Origin of the sequence: Lacinutrix iliipiscaria (genome assembly GCF_042686125.1) — a bacterium.
Taxonomy (GTDB): domain Bacteria; phylum Bacteroidota; class Bacteroidia; order Flavobacteriales; family Flavobacteriaceae; genus Oceanihabitans; species Oceanihabitans iliipiscarium.
In genome coordinates this window covers 451,055-474,726 of the sequence record NZ_JBHUOV010000001.1, presented here as the reverse complement: position 1 = coordinate 474,726, position 23,672 = coordinate 451,055, and the positions used below count along the sequence as shown (strand labels likewise).

At 33.2% G+C, this 23,672-nt stretch carries 22 protein-coding genes; 8 read left to right on the top strand and 14 right to left on the bottom strand.

From position 1 onward, the window contains the following. Positions 1 to 52: 52 nt before the first annotated feature. From ACFS5M_RS02095 to hemA, 8 genes are all read right to left on the bottom strand, one after another. Positions 53 to 2,575, bottom strand: a complete 2,523-nt coding sequence (locus ACFS5M_RS02095) for a T9SS type B sorting domain-containing protein (protein ID WP_183485106.1) — start codon at positions 2,573 to 2,575, stop codon at positions 53 to 55. Positions 2,576 to 2,666: 91 nt separating this feature from the next. Next, the gene (gene hemB / locus ACFS5M_RS02090) at positions 2,667 to 3,656 is read right to left on the bottom strand and encodes a porphobilinogen synthase (protein WP_183485103.1); all 990 of its coding nucleotides are present in this window, start codon (positions 3,654 to 3,656) and stop codon (positions 2,667 to 2,669) included. A gap of 1 nt (position 3,657) precedes the next feature. Further along, positions 3,658 to 4,671: a DUF4421 domain-containing protein gene (locus tag ACFS5M_RS02085; protein WP_183485100.1), complete on the bottom strand. Its 1,014-nt coding sequence runs from the start codon at positions 4,669 to 4,671 to the stop codon at positions 3,658 to 3,660. Next, positions 4,662 to 5,564: an oxygen-dependent coproporphyrinogen oxidase gene (gene hemF / locus ACFS5M_RS02080; RefSeq protein WP_183485097.1), complete on the bottom strand. Its 903-nt coding sequence runs from the start codon at positions 5,562 to 5,564 to the stop codon at positions 4,662 to 4,664. Before hemF ends, ACFS5M_RS02085 begins: the two co-directional genes overlap by 10 nt. Beyond that, entirely contained in the window at positions 5,554 to 6,093 is a 540-nt protein-coding gene (locus ACFS5M_RS02075) for a GNAT family N-acetyltransferase (protein WP_183485094.1), read from the bottom strand. The genes hemF and ACFS5M_RS02075 overlap by 11 nt, the downstream gene beginning before the upstream one ends. A 3-nt stretch (positions 6,094 to 6,096) precedes the next feature. Further along, on the bottom strand, positions 6,097 to 7,122 hold the full coding sequence (gene hemE, locus ACFS5M_RS02070) for a uroporphyrinogen decarboxylase (RefSeq protein ID WP_183485091.1): 1,026 nt from the start codon (positions 7,120 to 7,122) through the stop codon (positions 6,097 to 6,099). Between the two features lie 86 nt (positions 7,123 to 7,208). After that, positions 7,209 to 8,786, bottom strand: a complete 1,578-nt coding sequence (hemC, locus tag ACFS5M_RS02065; RefSeq protein ID WP_183485089.1) for a hydroxymethylbilane synthase — start codon at positions 8,784 to 8,786, stop codon at positions 7,209 to 7,211. Beyond that, a complete protein-coding gene (hemA, locus tag ACFS5M_RS02060; RefSeq protein ID WP_183485086.1) occupies positions 8,779 to 10,038 on the bottom strand; it encodes a glutamyl-tRNA reductase in 1,260 nt (419 codons plus the stop codon). Before hemA ends, hemC begins: the two co-directional genes overlap by 8 nt. 194 nt (positions 10,039 to 10,232) lie before the next feature. On the opposite strand from hemA, the gene ACFS5M_RS02055 reads away from it, so the two are divergent. The 6 genes from ACFS5M_RS02055 to ACFS5M_RS02030 all read left to right on the top strand — a co-directional run bounded on the left by ACFS5M_RS02055 (position 10,233) and on the right by ACFS5M_RS02030 (position 16,320). Continuing rightward, the gene (locus tag ACFS5M_RS02055; protein ID WP_183485083.1) at positions 10,233 to 11,129 is read left to right on the top strand and encodes a helix-turn-helix transcriptional regulator; all 897 of its coding nucleotides are present in this window, start codon (positions 10,233 to 10,235) and stop codon (positions 11,127 to 11,129) included. A gap of 9 nt (positions 11,130 to 11,138) precedes the next feature. Next, on the top strand, positions 11,139 to 12,170 hold the full coding sequence (hemH, locus tag ACFS5M_RS02050) for a ferrochelatase (protein ID WP_183485081.1): 1,032 nt from the start codon (positions 11,139 to 11,141) through the stop codon (positions 12,168 to 12,170). 4 nt (positions 12,171 to 12,174) lie between these two features. Continuing rightward, on the top strand, positions 12,175 to 12,723 hold the full coding sequence (locus ACFS5M_RS02045) for a CopD family protein (RefSeq protein WP_183485078.1): 549 nt from the start codon (positions 12,175 to 12,177) through the stop codon (positions 12,721 to 12,723). A 44-nt stretch (positions 12,724 to 12,767) separates the two neighbouring features. After that, positions 12,768 to 14,219 carry a sensor histidine kinase gene (locus ACFS5M_RS02040; RefSeq protein ID WP_183485075.1) on the top strand — a complete coding sequence of 484 codons (1,452 nt, stop codon included), beginning with the start codon at positions 12,768 to 12,770 and terminating at the stop codon, positions 14,217 to 14,219. Between the two features lie 12 nt (positions 14,220 to 14,231). Further along, on the top strand, positions 14,232 to 15,014 hold the full coding sequence (locus tag ACFS5M_RS02035) for an enoyl-CoA hydratase/isomerase family protein (protein ID WP_183485072.1): 783 nt from the start codon (positions 14,232 to 14,234) through the stop codon (positions 15,012 to 15,014). A gap of 232 nt (positions 15,015 to 15,246) precedes the next feature. After that, entirely contained in the window at positions 15,247 to 16,320 is a 1,074-nt protein-coding gene (locus ACFS5M_RS02030; RefSeq protein ID WP_183485070.1) for a PA0069 family radical SAM protein, read from the top strand. A gap of 65 nt (positions 16,321 to 16,385) precedes the next feature. Here ACFS5M_RS02030 and ACFS5M_RS02025 read toward each other — a convergent pair whose 3' ends face one another. Further along, positions 16,386 to 16,982, bottom strand: coding sequence for a hypothetical protein (locus ACFS5M_RS02025; protein ID WP_183485067.1), 597 nt, complete (start codon positions 16,980 to 16,982; stop codon positions 16,386 to 16,388). A gap of 353 nt (positions 16,983 to 17,335) precedes the next feature. Here ACFS5M_RS02025 and ACFS5M_RS02020 point away from each other — a divergent pair, with 353 nt between their 5' ends. Continuing rightward, positions 17,336 to 18,208, top strand: coding sequence for an AraC family transcriptional regulator (locus tag ACFS5M_RS02020; protein WP_183487199.1), 873 nt, complete (start codon positions 17,336 to 17,338; stop codon positions 18,206 to 18,208). Between the two features lie 2 nt (positions 18,209 to 18,210). Here ACFS5M_RS02020 and ACFS5M_RS02015 read toward each other — a convergent pair whose 3' ends face one another. After that, positions 18,211 to 18,867 carry an HD domain-containing protein gene (locus ACFS5M_RS02015; protein ID WP_183485064.1) on the bottom strand — a complete coding sequence of 219 codons (657 nt, stop codon included), beginning with the start codon at positions 18,865 to 18,867 and terminating at the stop codon, positions 18,211 to 18,213. Between the two features lie 90 nt (positions 18,868 to 18,957). Continuing rightward, on the bottom strand, positions 18,958 to 19,368 hold the full coding sequence (locus ACFS5M_RS02010) for a BrxA/BrxB family bacilliredoxin (protein WP_183485061.1): 411 nt from the start codon (positions 19,366 to 19,368) through the stop codon (positions 18,958 to 18,960). Positions 19,369 to 19,686: 318 nt separating this feature from the next. Here ACFS5M_RS02010 and ACFS5M_RS02005 point away from each other — a divergent pair, with 318 nt between their 5' ends. Next, positions 19,687 to 20,481: a TerB family tellurite resistance protein gene (locus ACFS5M_RS02005; RefSeq protein WP_183485058.1), complete on the top strand. Its 795-nt coding sequence runs from the start codon at positions 19,687 to 19,689 to the stop codon at positions 20,479 to 20,481. A 153-nt stretch (positions 20,482 to 20,634) separates the two neighbouring features. Here the strand turns inward: ACFS5M_RS02005 and ACFS5M_RS02000 are convergent, their stop codons facing one another. From ACFS5M_RS02000 to ACFS5M_RS01990, 3 genes are read right to left on the bottom strand one after another with little or no spacing between them, the layout of a single operon-like run. Beyond that, the gene (locus ACFS5M_RS02000; RefSeq protein WP_183485056.1) at positions 20,635 to 21,795 is read right to left on the bottom strand and encodes a metal ABC transporter permease; all 1,161 of its coding nucleotides are present in this window, start codon (positions 21,793 to 21,795) and stop codon (positions 20,635 to 20,637) included. Next, on the bottom strand, positions 21,788 to 22,912 hold the full coding sequence (locus tag ACFS5M_RS01995; protein WP_183485053.1) for a metal ABC transporter permease: 1,125 nt from the start codon (positions 22,910 to 22,912) through the stop codon (positions 21,788 to 21,790). The genes ACFS5M_RS02000 and ACFS5M_RS01995 overlap by 8 nt, the downstream gene beginning before the upstream one ends. Next, complete coding sequence (locus ACFS5M_RS01990; protein ID WP_183485050.1) at positions 22,912 to 23,649, bottom strand: metal ABC transporter ATP-binding protein; 738 nt, start codon at positions 23,647 to 23,649, stop codon at positions 22,912 to 22,914. Before ACFS5M_RS01990 ends, ACFS5M_RS01995 begins: the two co-directional genes overlap by 1 nt. Positions 23,650 to 23,672 lie beyond the last annotated feature (23 nt).

Sequence of the window (23,672 nt, the reverse complement as noted above, 5' to 3'; positions counted from 1 at the left end):
AAAATCAAATTAACAATAAATGAAATCTAAAACTTAACGATGGACTTATTTACTAACGAATTAAAGAAAAATGCTCGACAAATTCATGTTCATTATTATCGATATCTTTAAAGGTGAGTCTAAACCAATAATCTGAAGTAGGTAGAGGATTATTATTATAAGTGCCATCCCAGCCTGTACTTGTTGGGCTTAGTTGTTTTAATAATTTACCATGCCTATCGAAAATATGAATTTCTGGTTCTAATAAATCATGAATACCAACAATTTGCCAATAATCTTTAACGCCATCGTTATTTGGCGTAAAGAATTTCATAAAATCTATGAGTAGTTTTTCAACTTTAACAATGCCACAACCATTAGTATCAATAATTTGAAACACATTAACTCCATAAGGAAGATTTGTAAAAACAGGAGAGTCTTGCCAAGGGCCATTATTTACAGCATAAACATAATTACCATGACCAGAAGCTGTAATTTCTACAGTGTGATTCTCTGAGAAAGGAGGAGTAGTTACAATAACATCCAAAACTTGTGGAGGACCAGAAGGAAAGATTATAGCATCTTGTGTATAATCGCAACCAGTTGCAATTATAGTTGCAGTCACACTATAGTTTCCGTGCGCATTAGCTGTTAGTTGACTTGAATTTTCTCCTGGGATGAGCACACCTTCTAAAAACCACTCGAAACTGTGTGTGGTTTCTGAAAGTCCTGTATCTAAAATAGGTAATTCATATTCTGTATTCACAGTGTCATCACTATTTAAGCAGATAAAGTCGTCAAAAATATCAAAATCTGAAGGAAGATTTATAGTTATGTTAAATGGAACATACGAATAACAATCACTTCCTGTATGAGTCTTTTTTGCATAAAGCATATAAGTGCTTTCTCCAGTAGTTTCATAATTACTCGCAGAAAGGTCTACATTATTATTAGCATCTTCTTCAGTAGCATGATAAGTAATTTGATACGTTGCTGCGTCATCAGGGCCAATAATAAAATCATTAAGTAAAGTTAAATCAATTGTCGTTATATAATCAAAGTCATCATCACAATAAAATTGATTAGGGATTGGGTACGAAGTTGGAGTTAAAGGTCCAAAAATTTCAACGACTTCATCACTCGTCGTTACACCTTCATATTGCTCAACAGCAAAATCGGTGTAAGCACCACCAGGTAATTCAGTAAAAATAATTTCACCATTAATATCAGCTTCTAATTCTTCAGGACCAAATACGGTACCTTCATAAGTATAAGTTACAGTATAAATAGTACTAGGTGTTAAACCAGAAAAGATAAGTTCACCATCTACGGTATCACAATTAGTAAAATCTTCTGTGCTAACGGTATAGACAGGAAGCGGAGGATCGGTTAATACAAATACTGTATCTACTGTAGTTACACAGCCACTAAAGCTTACAGTAATACCTGAGTATGTTCCTGAGTTCAAACCAGTAATAACGATTTCTCCATTTTCATCTGCTACATAAACGGTGTCTGGGACTAATACGCCATCATCAAAATAACTTATCGTGTATGATTCGCCTTCAGTTAAACCAGTAAAAATAATCATTCCATCAGTACCTTCGTATGTCGTTGGGTTTTCTTGAAAAGCACTTACAATAAAAGGGATAAAGCTTTCGTCAACATCTTCAAGGATATAATAATAGGTGAATTGTACAGTTTCGTCTATATCTAGATTTCCAATAAAATAGGCATAAGAAATAGCTTCATCAACATTAAAAGTGGTAGAACCTTCAGTACTATTTAATCCAATGCCATTCCAAACAGCACTTGCATTTCTGTTGTCAAACCCACCATAAGAGACACGAGCGTTTTCATCTTTAGCATACAAACTCACATGTGAGCCGTCCATATCTTGTGGTGTTAGTAAAGGAGCTTGGGTTGCTTTCACCAAACAGACATCGTCAGCAGCAGAGCTTGCTTGAGAAATAAGTTCCATATTAGTAGAGTAATTTCCGCTTAGAGAAACATTATTATCTGGGTCAACATTATGCATCCAATATACATTAGATTTCGCTTCACTAGATAAATTTTTAATTACAGTAGTCATTTGAATAAACAAACCTTCTTTAGTAATACTGTAATACCTTTTTATATTTACTCCTTCAATATTTCCTTCCCAAAATATTTGTGCTGTATCTTCAAAGCAATCAGAAGATATCACATTAACATCCATGATTTGCCCTGGAATTTGAAATAAACCACCAGAATTATTATTGTTATAATTTACACCATCAATTTCAATTGAAAACCCTTCTTCTGGAGATCCAGGGGTAAAATAATCACCATCATAATCTACCCAACCATCGGCTAACGGATTTGCAATGAATCCAAAAATCCCATTACCATCAGATTCTCTATTATCATGAAAGCTAGCAGGCTTGTTACTAGTTTCTGCACCATAAACACCTTTAGCATTAATACCTATTTCAACGAAATCCCCTTTAGCCCAAGCTTCACCAGCAATTAAATGTGTTTCAAGCTGTGCATTCATTTCTTGAATAGAAAATAAAATGAAAAATAAATATATACAAGGTTTAATAATCTTAGTCATCTAGTTCAAACGTTAGTATAACAATAATAAGAATTTATTTTAAAAAACGTAAGGGATTTCAGTCTAAAAGCAGAAACTAACCGCTAAAATACTAAGAAATCAGCTTTACAACATCTTTTGCAAAATAACTTGCAATGATATCAGCGCCAGCACGTTTAATTGCGGTTATTTGTTCTATCATTACGGCATCATGATCTAACCAGCCTTTTTCTGCAGCAGCTTTTAACATCGCATATTCGCCAGAAACTTGATAAACAGCAATAGGAACATCGACTTCATTTTTTAAATCCCGAACAATATCCAAATAGCATAAGCCTGGTTTTACCATGACGATGTCAGCGCCTTCGTCAATATCCATTTCGGTTTCACGAAGAGCTTCGAAACGATTGGCATAATCCATTTGATAAGTTTTTTTATCCTTAGGAATGTCTTGAGCATCAACAGGAGCAGAGTCTAATGCATCCCGAAAAGGACCGTAAAAAGCTGAAGCGTATTTAGCGGAATAACTCATGATTCCAGTATCTGTGAACCCTACGTCTTCTAAAGCTTCTCTAATACTTAAAATTCGACCATCCATCATATCACTTGGCGCGACAAAATCAGCACCAGCTTGAGCATGAGAAACGCTCATTTCAGAAAGTATTTCAACCGTAAAATCATTATCTATTTTACCGTTTTCTACGATGCCATCATGGCCATAAGAGGAGTAAGGGTCTAGTGCAACATCGGTCATGATTAACATTTCAGGACAAACGTCCTTTATTTTTTTTATTGCGCGTTGCATTAAACCATCTGGGTTTATAGCTTCTGTACCTTTATTGTCTTTTAAATGGTTTGGAACTTTTACAAAAAGCAAAACCGATTTTAAGCCTAATTCCCAAAGGGCTTTAACCTCTAGTTCTAATAAATCAAGACTATAACGAAAATAATTTGGCATAGAAGCGATTTCTTCTTTAATACCTTGACCTTCAACAACAAAAAGAGGCACTAAAAAATCATTTGGAGAAATGATAGTTTCACGGACTAAACTTCTAATGGTCTCATTGGTTCTTAATCGTCTGTTACGTTTTAAAGGGAACATATCAATTTTTGAGTTTTATTTTTTTATTAATGTTATCAGCTTTTTTTACTAATTTTTTAGGTGTTTTAAAGCGATAGCCTGCAAATAATTGAAAATAAGGAATATCATCATTCACATAAGAAGATCTATCGGTATTATGATTTAAGATAAGATGATTATAATGTAATCCAATATAAAAATCTAAAATGTCATAATTTATAGATCCTCTAAAATTTAGCTCTGTTAGTAATGATGTTAGACTTTCATCCTTTTCAAGATTATTATTGTCTACACTTTTAGAATGATTTAACCCAATACCTGCTGATACACCAGCAGAGATGAACAGGTTTTTTGTAGGCACGAAATTGTAGTAATATGAAGGTGCAAGAGCAATGTCAAAGGAACGAAGCTCACTATCAACACTACTTTCGTCACTTCTTAAATTTAGATAGCTATAATAATAAATAATTCGTGAAATAAAGCTCCCTGTGCTTTTTACCTGCTTTTCATCTTGACTCACTATTGCTCTAAATGAGAAATTTTCGTTAAAAATGTAAGAAGTTCCACCTCCAATTTTAAAAGATTTTGTTTGAGGTAAGTAAAATTCAGCTTGAGAGTCATCATCTTTAAGATAAAATCCTTTTTGGTTAAAAAGCTCTAAGGTTTGCATCCAATGATTACCAAAATAGGTTCTAAATTCTAAATGGAATAATTTTGAATTGGCATTGTCTTTGTTTTCAGATAAAAAATCAGGAGCAAAAGAATATGAAATGGTAATTGAGCGAAATGATACAGACGCACCAAACCTATCTTCTTTATTAGGGTTTAATTTAAAAGTTAAATTCGAGTTCCTGCCATTAATGGTTAGAGAATTTGATGTATTCACATAAAACAAGCGAGTTGTTATTCTATTAGGGAATTTATGAATAAATTCGGTTTCTTCGTCATAAACAACTTCAGGAATACTATCTTGTGCCAAAGAAGCGCTTCCAATTAAAAGGAAAAATGTTAGATATTTAAAAAACTTTAGACCCAATTTTTAGGTTTTTTCAGAGTGTTTATTAATTTTTCTTCTTCGCTTCCAGGTTCCGGATGATGATCATAAACCCATTGTACATGAGGAGGTAAACTCATGAGAATACTTTCAATTCTCCCATTGGTTTTTAATCCGAAAAGTGTGCCTTTATCATGAACAAGATTAAATTCAACATAGCGTCCTCGACGAATTTCTTGCCAATCTCTTTGTGATTTAGAATAGGGTAAATTCTTTCGTTTTTCAACGATTGGGACATAGGCTTCAAGAAAACTATTTCCAACTTCTGTCACAAAACCATACCATTGTTCCATACTCATGTCTTCTGAAGCTTTACAGTAATCAAAGAATAGACCTCCAATACCACGACCTTCATTTCTGTGTGAGTTGTAAAAGTATTCATCACAACGTTTTTTATACTTAGGGTAAAATGTTTTGTTGTGTTTATCACATGCTGTTTTGCAAGTGTGGTGGAAATGAATAGCATCTTCTTCAAACAAATAATAAGGGGTTAAATCTTGTCCTCCACCAAACCATTGATCAACAATATCTCCATCTTGATTATACATTTCAAAATAGCGCCAATTTGCGTGAACAGTAGGCGTCATTGGGTTTTTAGGATGCAGAACCAGACTCAAACCACAAGCAAAAAAGTTGGCATCATTTACACCAAAATACTGCTGCATTGATTCGGGTAATTTTCCATGCACAGCAGAAATATTCACACCTCCCTTTTCAAATACTTTACCATTTTCAATAACACGTGTTCGTCCACCACCACCTTCTGGACGTTTCCAAATATCTTCTTGAAAAGTCGCTTTCCCATCTACAATTTCTAATTTAGATGTGATGTGATCTTGTAAATCTTGTATATATTGATAAAATTTATTTTTCATTGTAGAGTATGTATAATTCCATGTCTAAGGGTTTTTCTCCAATTGGAGTAAATTCCTTTTCTAAAGTTTTAATCCATTTAAAACCGTTATGTTTAGCTATTTTCACACTACCAATATTGGCTTTATATGCAATGATTTGAAGGACTTCAAAACCTAAATTGTTAAAAGCATATTCAGATAAATAGTTTACTGCTTTCGAGGTAATGCCTTTTCCTTCAAAAGGATAGCCTATACAATAGGCGAATTCCCCCAGTTTTTTTGTCCAATCAAGATCTTTAATATAAATAAGTCCAACCAAAGCATTAGACTCTTTTGCTTTTACTGTAAATAGAAATTCTTCTTTGTGCTCAAACTGTTTCACTTTCTTTTTACAAAAACGCTCAGCTAAAGAAGGAGTAAGGCCTTGCTCTAAAGTTTTGGGAAAGAAGCGCCTCAAACGGTCTTCATTAGCGACTATAAAATCACAAATTTTCCAAGCATCTTTTTCTTGAATTCTATCAATATAATATGTGTCAAATTGTACAATCAAAATCTAATATTTATATTCTTTTACTGCGTCAATAAAGGCTTTTGCATGATCTATTGGGATATTTGGTAAAATGCCATGACCTAGGTTTACGATGTATTTATCTTTCCCAAACTCATTTATCATGTGCTGTACCATCTTCTTTATTTCTGAAGGCGGTGAAAATAATCGTGTGGGATCAAAATTACCCTGAAGCGTAATGTTTCCTCCAGTTAAATAACGTGCATTTCTGGCAGAGCAAGTCCAATCTATACCTAAAGCAGAAGCACCAGATTTAGACATTTCATTAAGTGCAAACCAACACCCTTTTCCAAATGCAATTACAGGAGTTTCATCTTTTAATGCATTAATAATTTGTTGAATGTATTGCCAGGAAAATTCTTGATAATCGACAGGCGATAACATGCCTCCCCAAGAATCAAAGACTTGTACAGCATTAACTCCAGCACTAACTTTTTCTTTAAGATAAGCAATAGTTGTATCTGTTATTTTTTGAAGCAACTCATGAGCCGCTATAGGGTTTGTAAAACAAAATTCTTTGGCTTTGTCAAAATTCTTACTGCCTTGACCTTGCACACAATAACATAAAATAGTCCAAGGTGAACCCGCAAAACCAATTAAAGGAATTTCATTATTCAGTTTTTCTTTAGTGGCTTTAATTGCTTGATAGACATAATCGAGTTCTACTTTAACATCGGGAACAATAACATTATTAACCTCCTTTTGCGATCGAATAGGATGTGGTAAATAAGGCCCAAAATTGGGTTTCATTTGCACTTCAATATTCATTGCTTGAGGAATGACTAAAATGTCGCTAAATAAAATAGCAGCATCCATACCAAATCTTCTGATAGGTTGCACTGTAATTTCACTCGCTAATTCTGGTGTTTGACATCGTGTGAAGAAATCGTATTTTTCTTTTATGGCCATAAATTCAGGCAAGTAACGTCCAGCTTGACGCATCATCCATACAGGTGGACGCTCAACAGTTTCCCCTTTTAAAGCTTTTAAAAATAAGTCGTTTTTAATCATAATTTTGTTATTCCTGTGTTGGCAGAAATCTTTTATATTGTACACTATACTTGATGTGTTACTAAAGCAATTCAGTATTGCGAAATTTAAACATAGTGTTCGTTAACTAATTCAATAACACTTTCAACCGTTGGAACTTTAGCAACACGAATATCTTTAAAATGTTTTTTCGCTTCTTGTGCAGTCGTTTCACCAATACAGAAAGCAATGACCTCAGCATCATTTTCTTGTTTATAACTTTGTACTGTAGATGGACTATAAAACATAACAGCTTCAACAGAATCATCAATTTTTACAGCAGCATATTTGGTTTGATAAGCCTCAACTTTATGAACCGCAATATTGTTTTCGGTTAAAATAGTTGGTAAGATATCAAGGTGTAAATCGCTACAAAAATAAGTCACCTCAGTACCTTCAATGTATTCTACTAAATATTCTGCTAATTTTTTAGCATTAGGTTCGGTATGTTTAACTTCTCCTATGCGTTTTTCAACCAATCGCTTTGTTCTTCGACCAACACAATAAATATTTTTAAACTGTAATTCTACCGCTGAAAAGTTTTGCAATAAAGCCTCCACCGAATTCTTACTAGTAATTATGACATTTTGAATAGGTTGCCTAACTACCTGAGGTTTAATTCTATTGATGCTAATCTGAATAAAATCTGAACTTTGAACACCTAAGTTGTCGTTCATTAATAAGCGTTGATCTTCGGTTAGTGACTTAGTTGAATAGACTTTTGCCTTTTTATGACCTTGTTTAATAGTATCCATTAAGCGTTTTCCACCACGCTCAATAATATAGTCAGCACAGAATTGTGCAATATCCTGATGATTGCCTAATTTTTCAACACGTTTCACTTCTATTTTTTTACTTCCATCAGGACTTAAAAGGACACCTTCAAAAGTAACTTCTTCGTCTTTAATAAAAGCTAAAGCACCAATAGGAGCAGTGCAACCACCTTCTAATTTATTTAAAAAATCACGTTCAATTGTGGTGCAAATTGAAGTCTCTTCATGATTAAGTGCAGCACAAATGGTTTTTATATCTTCATCTTCATCTAAAGCTGTTATCATAATAGCACCTTGTGCAGGAGCAGGAATCATCCAGTTTAAATTGATGGCATTTTCTGGTCGTAAACCAATTCTGCCCAATCCAGCTGCGGCAAAAATAGCACCATTCCAATGCTCATTATCATCTAGTTTTTGTAAACGAGAATTTACATTTCCACGTAAATTTTCAATACTATGAGTAGGATATCTGTTTAACCATTGTGCACGACGTCGTAAACTCCCAGTTGCAATTACAGCATTTTTTTGACTTAAAAACTCTTCATTTTGTTTAAAAACTAAAGTGTCTCTTACATTACCACGTTTTAAAACTGCTGCTTGTATGATGCCTTTTGGTAATAAGGTTGGTACATCTTTTAAGCTATGAACAGCAATATCAATATCATGATTTAGCATCGCTATATCTAAAGTTCGTGTAAAAACACCAGTCATTCCGAGTTCGTAAATGGGTTTATTTAATTGTAAATCACCTGTAGATTTTACTGGAACCAACTCGGTTTTGTGTCCTAAATGTTCAAGTTGTTGCTTAACAATATTTGCTTGATATAAGGCCAGTTCGCTATCACGAGTACCAATTCTAATTGTTTTAGACATGTTTTGTAGTTTCAAGTTGAAAAACCTTTTTTATCAGTTCAAGGCTTTCATTTGTAGACATCGTATCATCTTTTAAGTGATGTGCAAAATGATTGGTTATTTTTTGAATAATATTGTTGCTAATTATTTCTGCTTGTTCTTCGTTAAAGTTACTAATTTTTTTGCGTTGAGTGTCTAATTCAGCCACTTTAAAATCATTTAATTTGTGTTTTAACGCTTTAATGGTTGGCGCAAATTTTCTGGTTTCTAACCAAGCATTAAATTCGGCTTTTACATCTTCTATAATTTTTTCAGCAAGTGGAATATGTAATTTTCTATTTTCAAGAGTTTCATCAGTAATCTGTGACAAATGGTCTAAATGAACCAGCGTTACATGGTTTAATTCTGAAACATTTTCATCTACATTTTTCGGAATAGATAAATCTAATATTAACAAAGGTTTTTTGCTTTGTATGATATGCTTATCAACCGTTGGCAATTGTGCTCCTGTTGCTACAATTAAAATATCTGAAGTATTAATTTCTTCTTGTAAGTTCGCGTAATCTTTAACAATTAAATTGAACTTTCCTGCAACTTCTTCTGCTGTGCTTTTTGTTCTATTAATTAAAGTGATATGTTCATTCTTAGTATGCTTGACTAAATTTTCACAAGTATTTCTACCAATTTTCCCAGTCCCAAAAAGCAGAATATTTTTTTCAGACACCTTTTCAACTTCATTTAAAATATATTGTACTGAAGCAAAAGACACAGAAGTCGCACCTGAAGAAATTTCGGTTTCAGTTTTAATACGTTTACTAGCTTGGATTACATGGTTAGTTAAGCGCTCTAAAAAGTGATTTAAGAGCTTGTGTTTTTTTGAAGTCATGGCAGCATTTTTAAGCTGACCGATAATCTCAAAATCACCTAAAATCTGACTGTCTAATCCAGAACCTACACGAAACATATGCGAAATAGCTTCACTGTTTTTATAAACAAAGGCAACTTTTTGAAACTCTTCAATCGTGCCTTTTGTGTTTTCGCAAAGCAATTTAATAAGCTGAAATGGGTGTTGTGCAAAACCGTAAATTTCTGTCCTATTACAAGTGGAAGTTATAATTAGGCTTTCAATACCTTCTTGTTTAGCCTGCTGTAATATTGCTAATTTAGCTTGTGTGTCTAAACTAAAATGTCCACGAATTTCAGCATCTGCTTTTTTATAGCTTAAACCAATAGCATAAAAAGAATTGCCTTTAGAAATATTGTATTGCTCCATAAACCGATTTAGGATATTGCCAAACAAAAATAGATGGCTTATGTTTAAAAAAGTAACGCTAAAAGAACTTTTAGTATCGTTTGTGGTTTTTTAAGGTTATTTTTAAAATTAATATGATAATTATCATACTTTTGTAGTCATATCAATGCTTTTTCGCATTGTTGTTTAGAACAATTCTAAATAAATACCAATAAATGAAATCTAATTCGATTCCAAAAAATGTCGCTAGAAGAACTTTTAATGAAACAAAGGTTGATGATGGGTTTTTTGTTTTAACATTTCAAAATGAAAAAGACAAAAGCGTAACTCTTGAACGTGAGATAGATAGTCAATTTATTCAGTTTCATTTTTGTTTAAAAGGATCTTGTATGTTTCAGTTTAATAACGGAAGCTATACTTTAAATATTCAAGAAGAAACCTCTTTATTGCTTTATAACCCACAACGCGATTTACCTATTCATTTAGATGTAAATTCTAAATCTTGGTTAGTTTCCATTCTTATTTCTATTAAGAAGTTTCATGGTTTGTTTTCGCAGGAAGCGGATTATATTACATTTTTAAGTGATGACAATAAGGATAAAAAGTACTATAAAGATGGAACAATAACGCCTTCAATGTCTATAGTGTTAAATCAACTCATTAATTACAATTTAAATTCATCTATTAAAAACCTATACTTTAAAGGAAAAGCCTATGAGCTTTTGAGCTTGTATTTTAATAAAAATGAAGATGCTAATATTGAGCAATGCCCATTTTTGGTAGATGAAACAAATGTGATTAAAATTAGAAAAGCGAAGGATATAATTATTTCGAGAATGGCTGAACCACCAAGTTTACAAGAATTGGCAGAAGAAATCGATTTAAGTTTAAAAAAGTTAAAAGAAGGGTTTAAGCAAATCTATGGCGATTCCGTTTTTAGTTTTTTATTTGATTATAAAATGGAAGTCGCTAGAAAATTATTAGAATCAGGCACTCACAATGTTAATGAAGTTGGACTAAAAGTAGGCTATAGCACATCTAGTCATTTTATTGCAGCTTTTAAAAAGAAGTATGGAACGACACCAAAAAAATATTTAATGTCGTTGAGTTAAAAAAGAAATATGAAAGGTATTTTACTTGTAAATTTAGGGTCTCCTGAAAGTCCAGAGCCTCAAGATGTAAAAAAGTATTTAGGTGAATTTTTAATGGATGAACGTGTTATTGATGTTCCACTTTGGGCTAGAAATTTATTAGTTAAAGGCATCATTTTAAACACTAGACCTAAAGCATCTGCAGCAGCATATAAAAAAATATGGTGGAAGGAAGGTTCGCCTTTAATCGTTTTATCAGAACGCCTAAAAACTAAAGTTCAAAAGCAAACCGAATCGCCTGTTGCTTTAGCAATGCGTTATGGTAGCATGACCATAAAAAAGGGCCTTCAAGAATTAGTAGATAAAGGAGTTGACGAAGTTTTGTTATTTCCGCTGTATCCACAGTTTGCCATGGCAACTACCGAAACAATTTTAGTATTAGCTGAAGCCATTCAAAAAGAACATTTTCCTAACATAACTTTAGAATCTGTTCCTGCATTTTATAATAAACCCGATTATATTGATGTATTATCACAAAGCATTACTAAGCATTTAGAAGGTGTACAATTTGAGCACCTTCTGTTTTCATATCATGGTGTTCCTGAGCGACATATACGAAAACGAGATATTACCAAATCGCATTGCAAAATTGATGGAAAATGTTGTTCTACGCCAAGTAAAGCTCATGAGTTCTGTTATCGTCATCAATGTCTTGAAGTCACACGTCTTGTTGCTGAAAAATTACAACTAAAATCAGGAAGTTATTCTACATCTTTTCAATCGCGTTTAGGGTTTGATCCTTGGTTACAGCCCTACACAGACAGAACCATTGAGAGACTTGGAAAAAAAGGCATTAAAAACATGGCAATTGTAACACCTGCTTTTGTAAGTGATTGTTTAGAAACGCTTGAAGAAATTGCGATGGAAGGACAAGAGATTTTTCACGAAATGGGAGGGAAGCAATTTACAACTATTCCGTGTCTAAATGATGATGAAGAATGGGTTTTATTATTGTCAAAGTGGATAAATAAATGGTCGAAAACAAACGTATTATCTTCATAGATTTATGAATTATTACGACTACATAAAATCGCTACACCTCATTTTTGTAATAACATGGTTTGCAGGTTTGTTTTATATTCCAAGACTATTTGTGTACCAAATAGAAGCTTTTCACAAACCTTCTCCAGATAAGGAAATCTTAGGGAAACAATTAAAGCTTATGGCTAAGCGTTTATGGACGATTATTACTTGGCCTTCTGCAATTTTAGCTATAGGTTTTGGAATTGGCTTACTTATATACAGACCCTTTTATCTCGAAGAACCCTGGATGCATGTAAAACTAGTTTTCGTTTTCTTACTAATATTGTATCATTTAAAATCACATCAATTTTACAAACAATTGCAAAACGATATTGTAAAAAGAAGCTCTAACTTTATGAGGATATGGAACGAAGGTGCGACATTTATTTTATTTGCAGTTGTATTCTTAGTGATTTTAAAAAATGCATTAAACTGGGTTTTTGGCGTCATCGGAATTCTTGTTTTAGGTGTTCTTTTAATGCTCGGTTTTAAATTATATAAAAACATTCGTAACAAGAATCCTGAAGCTTAAGTTTTTGGTGTGATTATTGTTATATTTAAGCATTAAATGAGCAGATGAAATTAAAAAAGCTGTCTTTACGTGTTCGTATTTTTATTGCCATGATCTTCTTGGTGCTTGTAGCGTCTATCTTAATTACTGGAGTTGCGGTTTATCAATATAAAGAGGAAACGGAAGATTACCATAAACAACGATTAGAGCGTAAAGAGGCGGCCATACAGAGACATATTAATTTTGTGATTCAGGAGACCACTTTTGAAGTAAAAACAGATAAAATTCCTTTTATTTTTAAAGATGAAATCTACAAAATTGCGACCACTCATAATTTGCCAATAAATATATATGACTTAGAAGGGCAGATTTTAAAAACGTCTATCGCAAGTTTAACTCAAGAATCTTTAGAGACTTGTTTAACTGCTCAAGTTTTAAATACATTAGCAAATACTGCAGCGCATAGGCATGTTGAAAAGCGTATGGAAAATGAAGAAACGTATCAATCTTCATATACATATATAAAAGATTCAAAATCGAAACCTATTGCCATTTTAAATTTACCCTTACTTGAGAATGATGATTTTTTGGCGAAAGAACTTAATGAGTTTCTAGAACGTATTGCCTTTGCCTATTTGTTCATGTTACTTATGGCAGTTGCTTTAGCATATGTTTTATCAAAGTACATTACAAAATCACTTAAAACGATTAGTGATAAAATTAACACTACACGATTAGAACGACGCAATCAAAAAATTGAAATTGATTCAGCAACTGAAGAAATATCGACACTTGTTAATTCATATAACAGTATGATTGATGAACTTGAAGAAAGTGCTGTAAAATTAGCCACAAGCGAACGCGAACAAGCCTGGCGTGAAATGGCAAAACAAGTAGCTCATGAAATTAAAAATCCGTTAACACCAATGCGACTTAGCGTACAGAGTTTTCAACGTAAATTTAACCCTTCAGATGAAAACATTCATCAAAAAGTTGACGAATACAGTAAAACCCTCATTCAACAAATTGATACCATGAGCTCAATTGCTTCGGCATTTTCAAATTTTGCAAAAATGCCAGCTCAAAAAAATGAAATGCTTAATGTGGTTGAAATTGTAGATTTGTCATTAGATATTTTTAATGAAGATTATATCGAGTTTTCTTCCAATAAAGAAGATATTATTGCCAAGTTTGACAGAACACAATTAATACGTGTGGTAACCAACCTGATTAAAAATGGGATTCAAGCTATTCCTGAAGGGCAAACGCCAAAAATTGTTGTGAAAGTTCAAGAAGAAAATGAACAAGTTAAAATTACAGTTTCAGATAATGGTATTGGCATTACAGAAGAAAATAAATCTAAAATTTTCGAACCAAAATTTACAACCAAAACTAGCGGAATGGGTTTAGGTTTAGCGATGGTAAAAAATATTGTGGAAACTTATAATGGAAATATTACCTTTACATCTGAGTTAGGAAAAGGCACCACATTTATAGTTTCCTTTCCAAAAAAATAAAAAACAAATCTTATGGCTTTTAATAATATCCTTACAAATACTCAAGGCGGAATAACAACGATTACCATTAACCGTCCAAATAAACTCAATGCGCTAAATAAAGAAACTATTCAGGAATTACACGATGCTTTTGACGCTGCTAATAATGACAAAAATTCTAAAGTTATCATCATCACTGGTAGTGGAGAAAAGGCTTTTGTTGCTGGAGCAGATATTAGCGAATTTGCAAATTTTGATGTTGAAAACGGAGGGAAATTAGCAGCTAAAGGCCAAGAGCTACTCTTCGATTTTGTAGAAAACTTGTCCACTCCTGTTATTGCTGCTGTCAATGGTTTTGCTTTAGGTGGTGGTTTAGAATTGGCAATGTCTTGTCACTTCAGAATTGCAAGCGATAATGCTAAAATGGGCTTGCCAGAAGTGTCTCTTGGAGTTATTCCTGGTTATGGTGGTACTCAGCGTTTGCCTCAGTTGGTTGGTAAAGGGCGTGCTATGGAAATGGTCATGACTGCTGGAATGATTGATGCCAACACAGCAAAAGAATATGGCTTAGTCAATCATGTTACATCTCAAGAAGAGTTGCTGCCTCTTGCTGAAAAAATTGCAAGCAAAATTTTACGTAATTCTTCCGTGGCTATTGGCAAAGCAATTAAAGCTGTAAATGCTAATTATAAAGATGGTAAAAATGGATTTGAAGTCGAAATCAAGCAGTTTGGCAAATGTTTTGGAACCGCAGATTTTAAAGAAGGCACAGCTGCCTTTTTAGAAAAACGTAAAGCTAATTTTCCTGGTGCCTAATATGGGCGTTACCACCTTTGGTGGTCAGGCTATACGCTATATCTTTTTTATTGATTAAGTTGAGCGTTGTCGATAAAAGCTTGTGGTAAATAAAAAAGGATGTCGCTGCTATCCTTAACGCAAAAAAATAAAAGTTGTTAATAATCTAAAAACCCTTTAACAGTTTCATCTTAAAATAATATCTAATTTTAAAGCACTGCTTAACCAGTATTCACACTTTATTTTTAGTATTATGAACTCCAAATCAATTATTAAAGGACGAGGTGCACAGCTTAATGTACACAATCGCTTCTTCGAATTAAGCCACGAACAACGAGATGATTTCCTAGAATATTGTCACAAAGAAGGAGAGGAACCCAATAAAAATAAAACGCTTTACCTTCCTGTATTTCCAAAAACAATAGTTAATAAAGTCACAAGTCCAGATGTTGGTATGATGTATTCTATGAATATGTATCAAGGTTGCGAACATGGCTGTGTTTATTGTTATGCTAGAAATAGTCACGAATTTTGGGGTTATAGCGCTGGACTTGATTTTGAACGCAGAATTCTTGTTAAAAAAGATGCTCCAAAACTATTAGAAGATTTGCTTAAAAAGAAATCTTGGAAAGCACACACTATTGTTATGTCTGGAAATACAGATTGTTACCAACCAGCAGAGAAAGCGTTTGAAATTACAAGACAATGCTTAGAAGTCTTCTTAAAATACAAACATCCAGTCGGAATTATAACAAAAAACGCATTAATCCTTCGCGATTTAGATGTGCTTAAGGCATTAGCAAAAGACAATCTTGTTTCCGTAAATATGTCTATAACATCACTATCAGAAAAAACAAGACGCCAATTAGAACCACGAACAGCAACTTCTGCTAAACGATTAAAAACAGTTAAAACGCTAAGCGAAAATGGGATTCCAGTAAATGTTATGCTTGCTCCTATTATACCTTCAATAAATAGTCACGAAATATTACCATTGGCAGAAGCGGTTTCAGAAGCTGGCGCATTAAGTATAGCACATACAATTGTGCGACTTAATGGTGCTATTGGTGAGATTTTTACAGATTGGATTCAAAAAACAATGCCAGATCGAGCAGATAAAGTTTTACACCAAATAGAAAGTTGCCATGACGGACGTTTAAACGATTCTCGTTTTGGCACTCGAATGAGAGGCGAAGGTAAAATAGCAGAACAAATTAATCTATTAATGCGATTGGCTAGAAAAAAATACTTTAAAGATAAATCAATGCCAAAAATGAATTATACTTTGCACGAACAATATAAAGACGGACAATTAAAACTGTTTTAAAAATAAAAAGTGAGCTTATAAAGCCCACTTTTAAAAAACCAGAGTCGCTATCAATTGTATTTAACCTAATACTGTATATAATCAATAAATGTTCGGCCTTCAGTTTTTATAATTACTTTATATGTTCCTTTTTCTTCTTTACTTAAGTTCAAAATTCTTTTAATCGTTTTCGTATCCTTTATAGTTTCAGAGTAAATCACACCAAAATCATCATGATCTTTATTTTCATATTGAACTTCAATACTTAAAGGCATTTTATTTAAAGATAGTTTCGAGATAAATAATTTATTGCCACTATTTTTAATTAAAGGTTTATAAACAATAGTCTGCTTTTCTTTATTAAATACAACATCATTGTTTGTAACATTAAAAGGAATCATTTTAATTTCTAAAGCCTTATCTACTTCAAAAAAGTAATCACCATTAGGAAGTTCAGATAAATCAAACCCTTTATTATAAATACCAGAATTTTTAATAGTTTCTTGATATAAAATAACTTTGTGTTTATCCTTAATTAAAAGCTTATCTCCTTTTTTAACATCGTTTAATGTTATTATTGTTCTTCTAACCTCTTTTACATCATTAAAAGATGAGTTTGCATGTCCAAGTAAAGCTGTAAATAATGCAACTAATACTAATGTGTTTTTCATTAAATTTTTCATATTCTTTAGTTTTTAATAATAAGGTTGTTTAAGCGTTCCAAAGCCATTTACATTGGTTCGTGCTTTAATGACCTGTTTGCAATTGCAAGTTTGGTAATTAACTGTACTACGAAAGTTTTGATGTTTTTCATTAATATTTTCATAATTATTTGGGTTTAATTATTATGAGGACAAAGTTATAACTAAAGAAGAGTGTATAAAGCACCAATATTTACAACTTTATATACTATTTTATCCGTTTTTGTATAGAGAAGACTAATGAGTGTTAAAATAGCACACATTATAGGTAAATTGGTATAGAAGATGATTCTTATAATTTGTATTTTTGTTAAAACGATTAAAACTTATAAGCTATTTTGCAAACTAAACCTAGATTTAAAAAAATAACACCAGACTTTGGAAGCTCTATTACTGCGATTCAAAAAACAAAAAAGCGTAAAAGAAGTGAGGCTTTTTGGCACTTCCATCCTGAGGTAGAATTGGTTTATGTAAATAAAGGAAAAGGAAGAAGACATATTGGCAACCATCTTTCTTATTTTAACAATAGCCAATTAATTTTAATTGGTTCAAATTTACCTCATAATGGCTTTATCGATAGATTAACTTCTAAGGGAAAAGAAACGATGATTCAGTTTCATCCAGAATTTTTAGGCGATCTTTTTAATAAGCAACCAGAAATGAAAAACATAATGGCTTTATTAGAGCGTGCTAAAAAAGGTATTTTGTTTAAATCTGAAGCCAAAAAAATTATTGGCCCTAAAATTGAAAAACTCCCAAAACACGTAGGTATTAAGCGCATCTCTAAATTTCTAGAGGTTTTAGAGTTATTAGCGTTGACAAAAGACTATGTTTTACTTAACGAAAATGGTTATGTGTTTGAAACTCAACCTCAGGATAGTAATAAAATCGATAAGATTTTTAAATATGTAAACAGTAATTATCAGGATCATATCACCTTAGATCAAATCGCTGACCATGTCAGTTTAACTGTTCCGGCGTTTTGCCGCTACTTTAAAAAAGTAACAGGAAAAACATTTACTCGGTTTGTAAATGAGTATCGTATTTTTTACGCCACAAAATTATTAACAGAAAGCCAAAGTAGTATTACAGATATTTGTTTTGAATGTGGATTCAATAATTTTTCACACTTTAATAAAGTATTTAATGATGTTACAGGAAAGACAGCTTCAAAATATAGAAGTGAGATGAAGCAAATTATTCAATAAAATTATTTTTCACCATGCCATTCAGCATAAAATTGTTTTAAGAAATCTTCCATATAAGTATGTCGTTCTTGAGCAATTTGCTTTCCCGTTTTAGTATTCATTTTATCTTTAAGTAACAATAACTTTTCATAAAAATGATTTATCGTTGGTGCAGTAGAAGCTTTGTATTCAGCAGTAGTCATATTTAGCTGAGGTTTTATATCTGGATGATAAAGCGCTCTGTTTTTAAAACCACCATAATTAAAACATCGAGCAATTCCAATGGCTCCAATTGCATCTAAACGATCGGCATCTTGAATAACTTTCATTTCGTTAGATGTAAATGTATTATGTTTATCTAAAGACTTATTAAAAGACATGTTTGCAATAATTTGCACCACATGTTCAACAATTTCATGTGAAACACCTTGAGAGGTTAGAAACTCTCTAGCCTTTCTTGGGCCAACAGAATCATCACCATTGTGAAATTTGCTATCAGCAATATCGTGTAAAAGTGCAGCTAATGAAACTACAAAAACATCTACATTTTCATTTTTAGAGATGAGTAAAGCATTATTAAACACCCTTACAATGTGAAACCAATCATGACCACCTTCAGCATCTTTAAGTGTGTCTTTTACAAAAGTTTTTGTGGCTTCAATAATTTGATCTTGAGTCATGATATTTATTTCGTTTCAGACAAATGTAATTAAAACTGAACATAAAAAAACCACGATAATATCGTGGTTTTTAATTTTTTTAAAAGAGTCCTAGCAATGCTCATTATAAGCATCCATAAGATTTTCCGAAATCATTTCTGCTGGACGACCTTCAATATGATGACGCTCTAACATGTGCACCAATTCGCCATTTTTAAATAAGGCCATACATGGTGAACTTGGTGGAAACGGAATCATATATTCGCGCGCTTTATCTGTCGCCTCTTTGTCAACACCTGCAAAAACAGTTGCTAAATTTGTAGGACGCTTCGCATTTTGTAAACTCATTCTTGCGCCTGGTCTAGCATTAGCTGCAGCACAACCACACACCGAATTGACTACCACTAAAGTGGTGCCTTCTTTTGCAATTGCCGCATCAACATCTGCTGCTGTGTGTAATTCTTCAAAACCAACGTTAGTTAAATCTTCACGCATTGGTTTTACTAATTCTGCTGGATACATATCTTGTAATTTTATGTTTGTAAATTAAATTCTATGCAAAGTTAAACAAAAATCATGCAATAATGGTTTTGGCGTTCCCTTATAACACTTATAGTGTCATAAGGTCAGGCTATACGTTATATCTTTTTTGTGTGTTCAGACATTTTTAAAAGTAAAATATAGCGATAACACAAAAAAGGATGCCACTGCTATCCTTAACGCATAAACTCTTCCCTTATTTTAAGGAAAGGTGTCACAAAGTGACGGAAGGCTTATGTAACAAAAGCCTATAATTTATGACTTACAAATAGTATATTTGACACTCAAAAAATAATCTAAATGAGTTACGGAAAATGGCTTGGCGCATCTTTAGGATGGTCTTTTGGAGGACCAATTGGTGCTATTATTGGCTTAGCACTTGGCAGTGTAGTCGATGCAATGTCTAGTGGAAAAGGCAATCCACTTTTAGGAGAGCGCCAGACAAGACAAAGCACAAGACAACAACCTTATCGTGGATCACAATCAAGAACACAACAACAGCGTCGTACCGAAACGACATCAGGAGATTTTGAGGTGAGTTTACTTATTTTGGCTTCCGTGGTTATTAAAGCCGATGGCGTTCAAGATAAGCGCGAGTTAGATTTTGTACGTCAGCAGTTTGTGAGTATGTACGGTAAGGATAGAGCGAATAAAGCGTTTAAACTATTTAAAAAAGTCAACAATCAAATTGTTCCATTACGTCAGGTTTGTAAGCAGATTCAACAAATGATGGATCATGCTTCCCGCTTACAACTCATGCATTTTCTATTTGGTATAGCTAAAGCCGATGGTATGGTTACAGACGATGAAGAGCGTCAAATTTATACCATTTCAGGCTATTTAGGAATAAGTTCTCGCGATTATAATAGTATTAAAGCCATGTTTTATAACAGTCGTGATAATGCTTATAAAATCTTAGAAATAGAACAATCAGCAACAGTTGATGATATTAAAAAAGCCTACAGAAAAATGGCTAAAAAATACCATCCAGATAAAGTAGAGCACTTAGGAGAGGAACACAAAAAAGGTGCAGAAGACAAGTTTAAGCAAGTGCAAAAAGCTTACGAGCAGCTGCAAAAGGAGAGAGGGTTTTAATTTTGTATTGGTTAATAGGCATTTTAGACCATCCTAGTACCTACAAAAAACAAAACATTGAAATGGTCGATAAAAGTTTAAAGCAACCCAAGAGAAATAACAACCAAGATCAAGACACAAAAGTCTGGTGATACTAAGCTTTACTTTTTTAAACTAACCTCTAAACAAAAAGAAGTCATCTTTCATGTCTTCAATTTGAGCATCTTCATTTGTGATAATATAATCAATTGCTTGCGAGGTAAAAGCGTCTCCTTTTTCTGTGAGAGACACAATCTCTTTATTTAATACAATCATATTATTTTTAAGCGCTAAATCTAAAACTGTTTTTGCTCTTACCTTTTGCCAATTAATGTGTTCTTGTAAGTGATTAACATGGCGTTCTTTTTCATCGGAATGATTTTTTAAATGCAACAAAAACGTTAATAAAGAGACCTCAATACGTTGTTGTTTTTCACGATACATCACAGCAATAACGCCTTTGCTTGGCGCAAATAAATACACGATTAAAAACAAAATACCTAGCATTGTGGTTATCGATCCAGCAATTGAAGCGTCTAACCAATGCGCAAACCAATACCCAGCGATTGCACTAAAAACACCAAAGCTAATAGCTAACCCAAGCATTTTTTTTAAATCTGTAGTTAATAGGTAGGCTGTTGCAGCTGGAGCAATCATTAAAGCGACAACCAAAATAGCACCAACAGCATCAAAAGCACCAACTGTAGTTATGGAGGATACAGACATTAATCCATAATGAATTATAGCTGGCGAAAACCCTAAAGAGGCAGCAAGCCCTTTATCAAAAGTGCTCACTTTTAATTCTTTAAAAAACGCTAGTAACAAGCCAACAGTAATTAGTAATATCACACCAATTATCCAAAGTGATTTAGGGCCAACATCAACCCCAGAAATCATTAATCTATCAAAAGGAGCGAAAGCCAATTCACCTAGTAAAACAGCATCAACATCTAAATGGACATCATTGGCATTTTTGGCGATCATGATAACTCCAATACTAAATAGAGCAGGAAAGACCAATCCTATTGCAGTGTCTTCTTTAACCAAACCTGTTTTTTGAATATATTCTACCAGAACAACAGTAATAATTCCTGTTAAAGCAGCCAGAATTATTAAGAGAGGAGAATTGAGGTTTTGCGTTATAAAAAAACCAATTACAATGCCTGGTAAAATAGAATGGCTAATGGCATCACTTATCATGGCCATTTTGCGAAGCACCAAAAATGTTCCTGGGATAGCACATGCAATGGCAACTAAACTCGCGATAAGTTGTATTTCTATTTGTGCGCTATTCATTATCTTCTTGTTGGTTATATAAATTTGCTGCAGTGTTAAATCCTTGCTCTGTCAAACTCCACATATTTCCTTGAAGTGTGACATAATTTTTGTCAACGAGTTTTCGTAAAGTCTTTCTCGTGAACCCTTGAAAATTATTTAAAATCTTTATGGCATGAGGATGTGATATGTTTTCGTGAGTTTCTGCAATATGATACATAAAAGCTAGTGTTTTATGAAGTTCTAAATCACGTCTGTTTTTTATAAATCGGATTTGCTTAAAGAGCAACCCACGACTTGGTGAAAATATAAAGGAGAACACCACAAAAACTGCAGCGACTAAAACGATTATTGGTCCTGTGGAAAGGTTATTCTGGCTTGCACTAATGGCAGTTCCAAAAACCCCAGAAAACGCACCAAATAGAGCAGCTAAAAACACCATTACAGATAAACTGTTTGTCCATTGTCTTGCAGCAGCAGCAGGTGCTAAGAGCATAGCGCTCATAAGGACTACACCAACCGTTTGCAAGCCTAAAACAATAGCCAAAACAATAAAAGAGGTAATCAAAACATCAATAAACTTAGTATTAAAACCTAATGTTTTGGTGTAATCTGCATCAAATAATAAGATTTTAAACTCTTTCCAAAAGAGGAGAAGGATAAATAAACAAATCCCAGTAACAATTGCCATAAGCCAGACATCACTTTCAACAAGTGTGGCAGCTTGGCCAAATAAATATTTATCTAATCCAGCTTGATTGGCATTAGGTTGTTTTTGAATGAATGTTAGAAGTAACATTCCAAAACCAAAAAACAAAGATAAGATTAAGCCTAAAGCTGTATCTGATTTTAAATGCGTTTTTGTAATAATGCCTCGAATCCAAAACGTGCCTAAAAGTCCGCTTACTAAGGCACCTAAAAGTAAAGTGTTCGTGTCTTTTGCTCCAGTAATTAAAAAAGCAATGGCAATTCCAGGTAAAGCTGCATGAGAAATTGCATCACCTAAAAGGCTTTGTTTTCTGAGCACAGCAAAACTTCCTAGCATTCCTGTAACAGCACCTAATATGGCAGTTCCAAGCGTAATAGTACGCAGGGTATAATCACTAAAAACTAAAGAAAAATACTCTTGTAAATCCATTACTCTTGAATACTTACTTTATAATTAATACCATAGGTTTTAGTTAAATTATCATCGTTGAAGATGTCTTTAACAGGACCTGTAGCAATCTTTTTTACGTTTAAAAAGGTCACCCAATCAAAATATTCTGGAACTGTTTGTAAGTCATGGTGGACTACTATAACTGTTTTTCCAGCTTTTCGTAATTCTTTTAAAATATTGATGATTGCAATTTCAGTTGTAGCATCTACACCTTGAAAAGGTTCGTCCATAAAATAGATGGATGCATTTTGCACTAAAGCTCTTGCTAAAAATATACGTTGTTGTTGTCCGCCCGACAGCTGACTAATTTGTCTGTTTTTAAAGGATAGCATACCCACTTTTTCTAAAGCCTCAAGTGCTGCTTTTTTTTCTTTTTGTCGAGGACGCTTAATCCAACCTAAGCTTCCATAGGTTCCCATCATGACCACATCTAAAGCAGTCGTAGGAAAATCCCAATCGACGCTTCCCTTTTGAGGAACATAAGCGACTAGTTTACGTTGTTCTTTATAGGGCTTTTCGTAAATACTTACACTTCCAGCAATGGGCTTAAGAATCCCTAAAATGGCTTTTATTAGAGTTGATTTTCCAGCGCCATTTGGGCCAACGATAGCCATAAGAACACCTTCTGGGATTTCTAGATCGATATCCCAAAGTACAGGTTTGTAGTTATAAGCTACAGTTAAATCATCAACTTGAACTGCAATTTTTTGTTTCATACGTTATTTTTTAGCCCAGATTG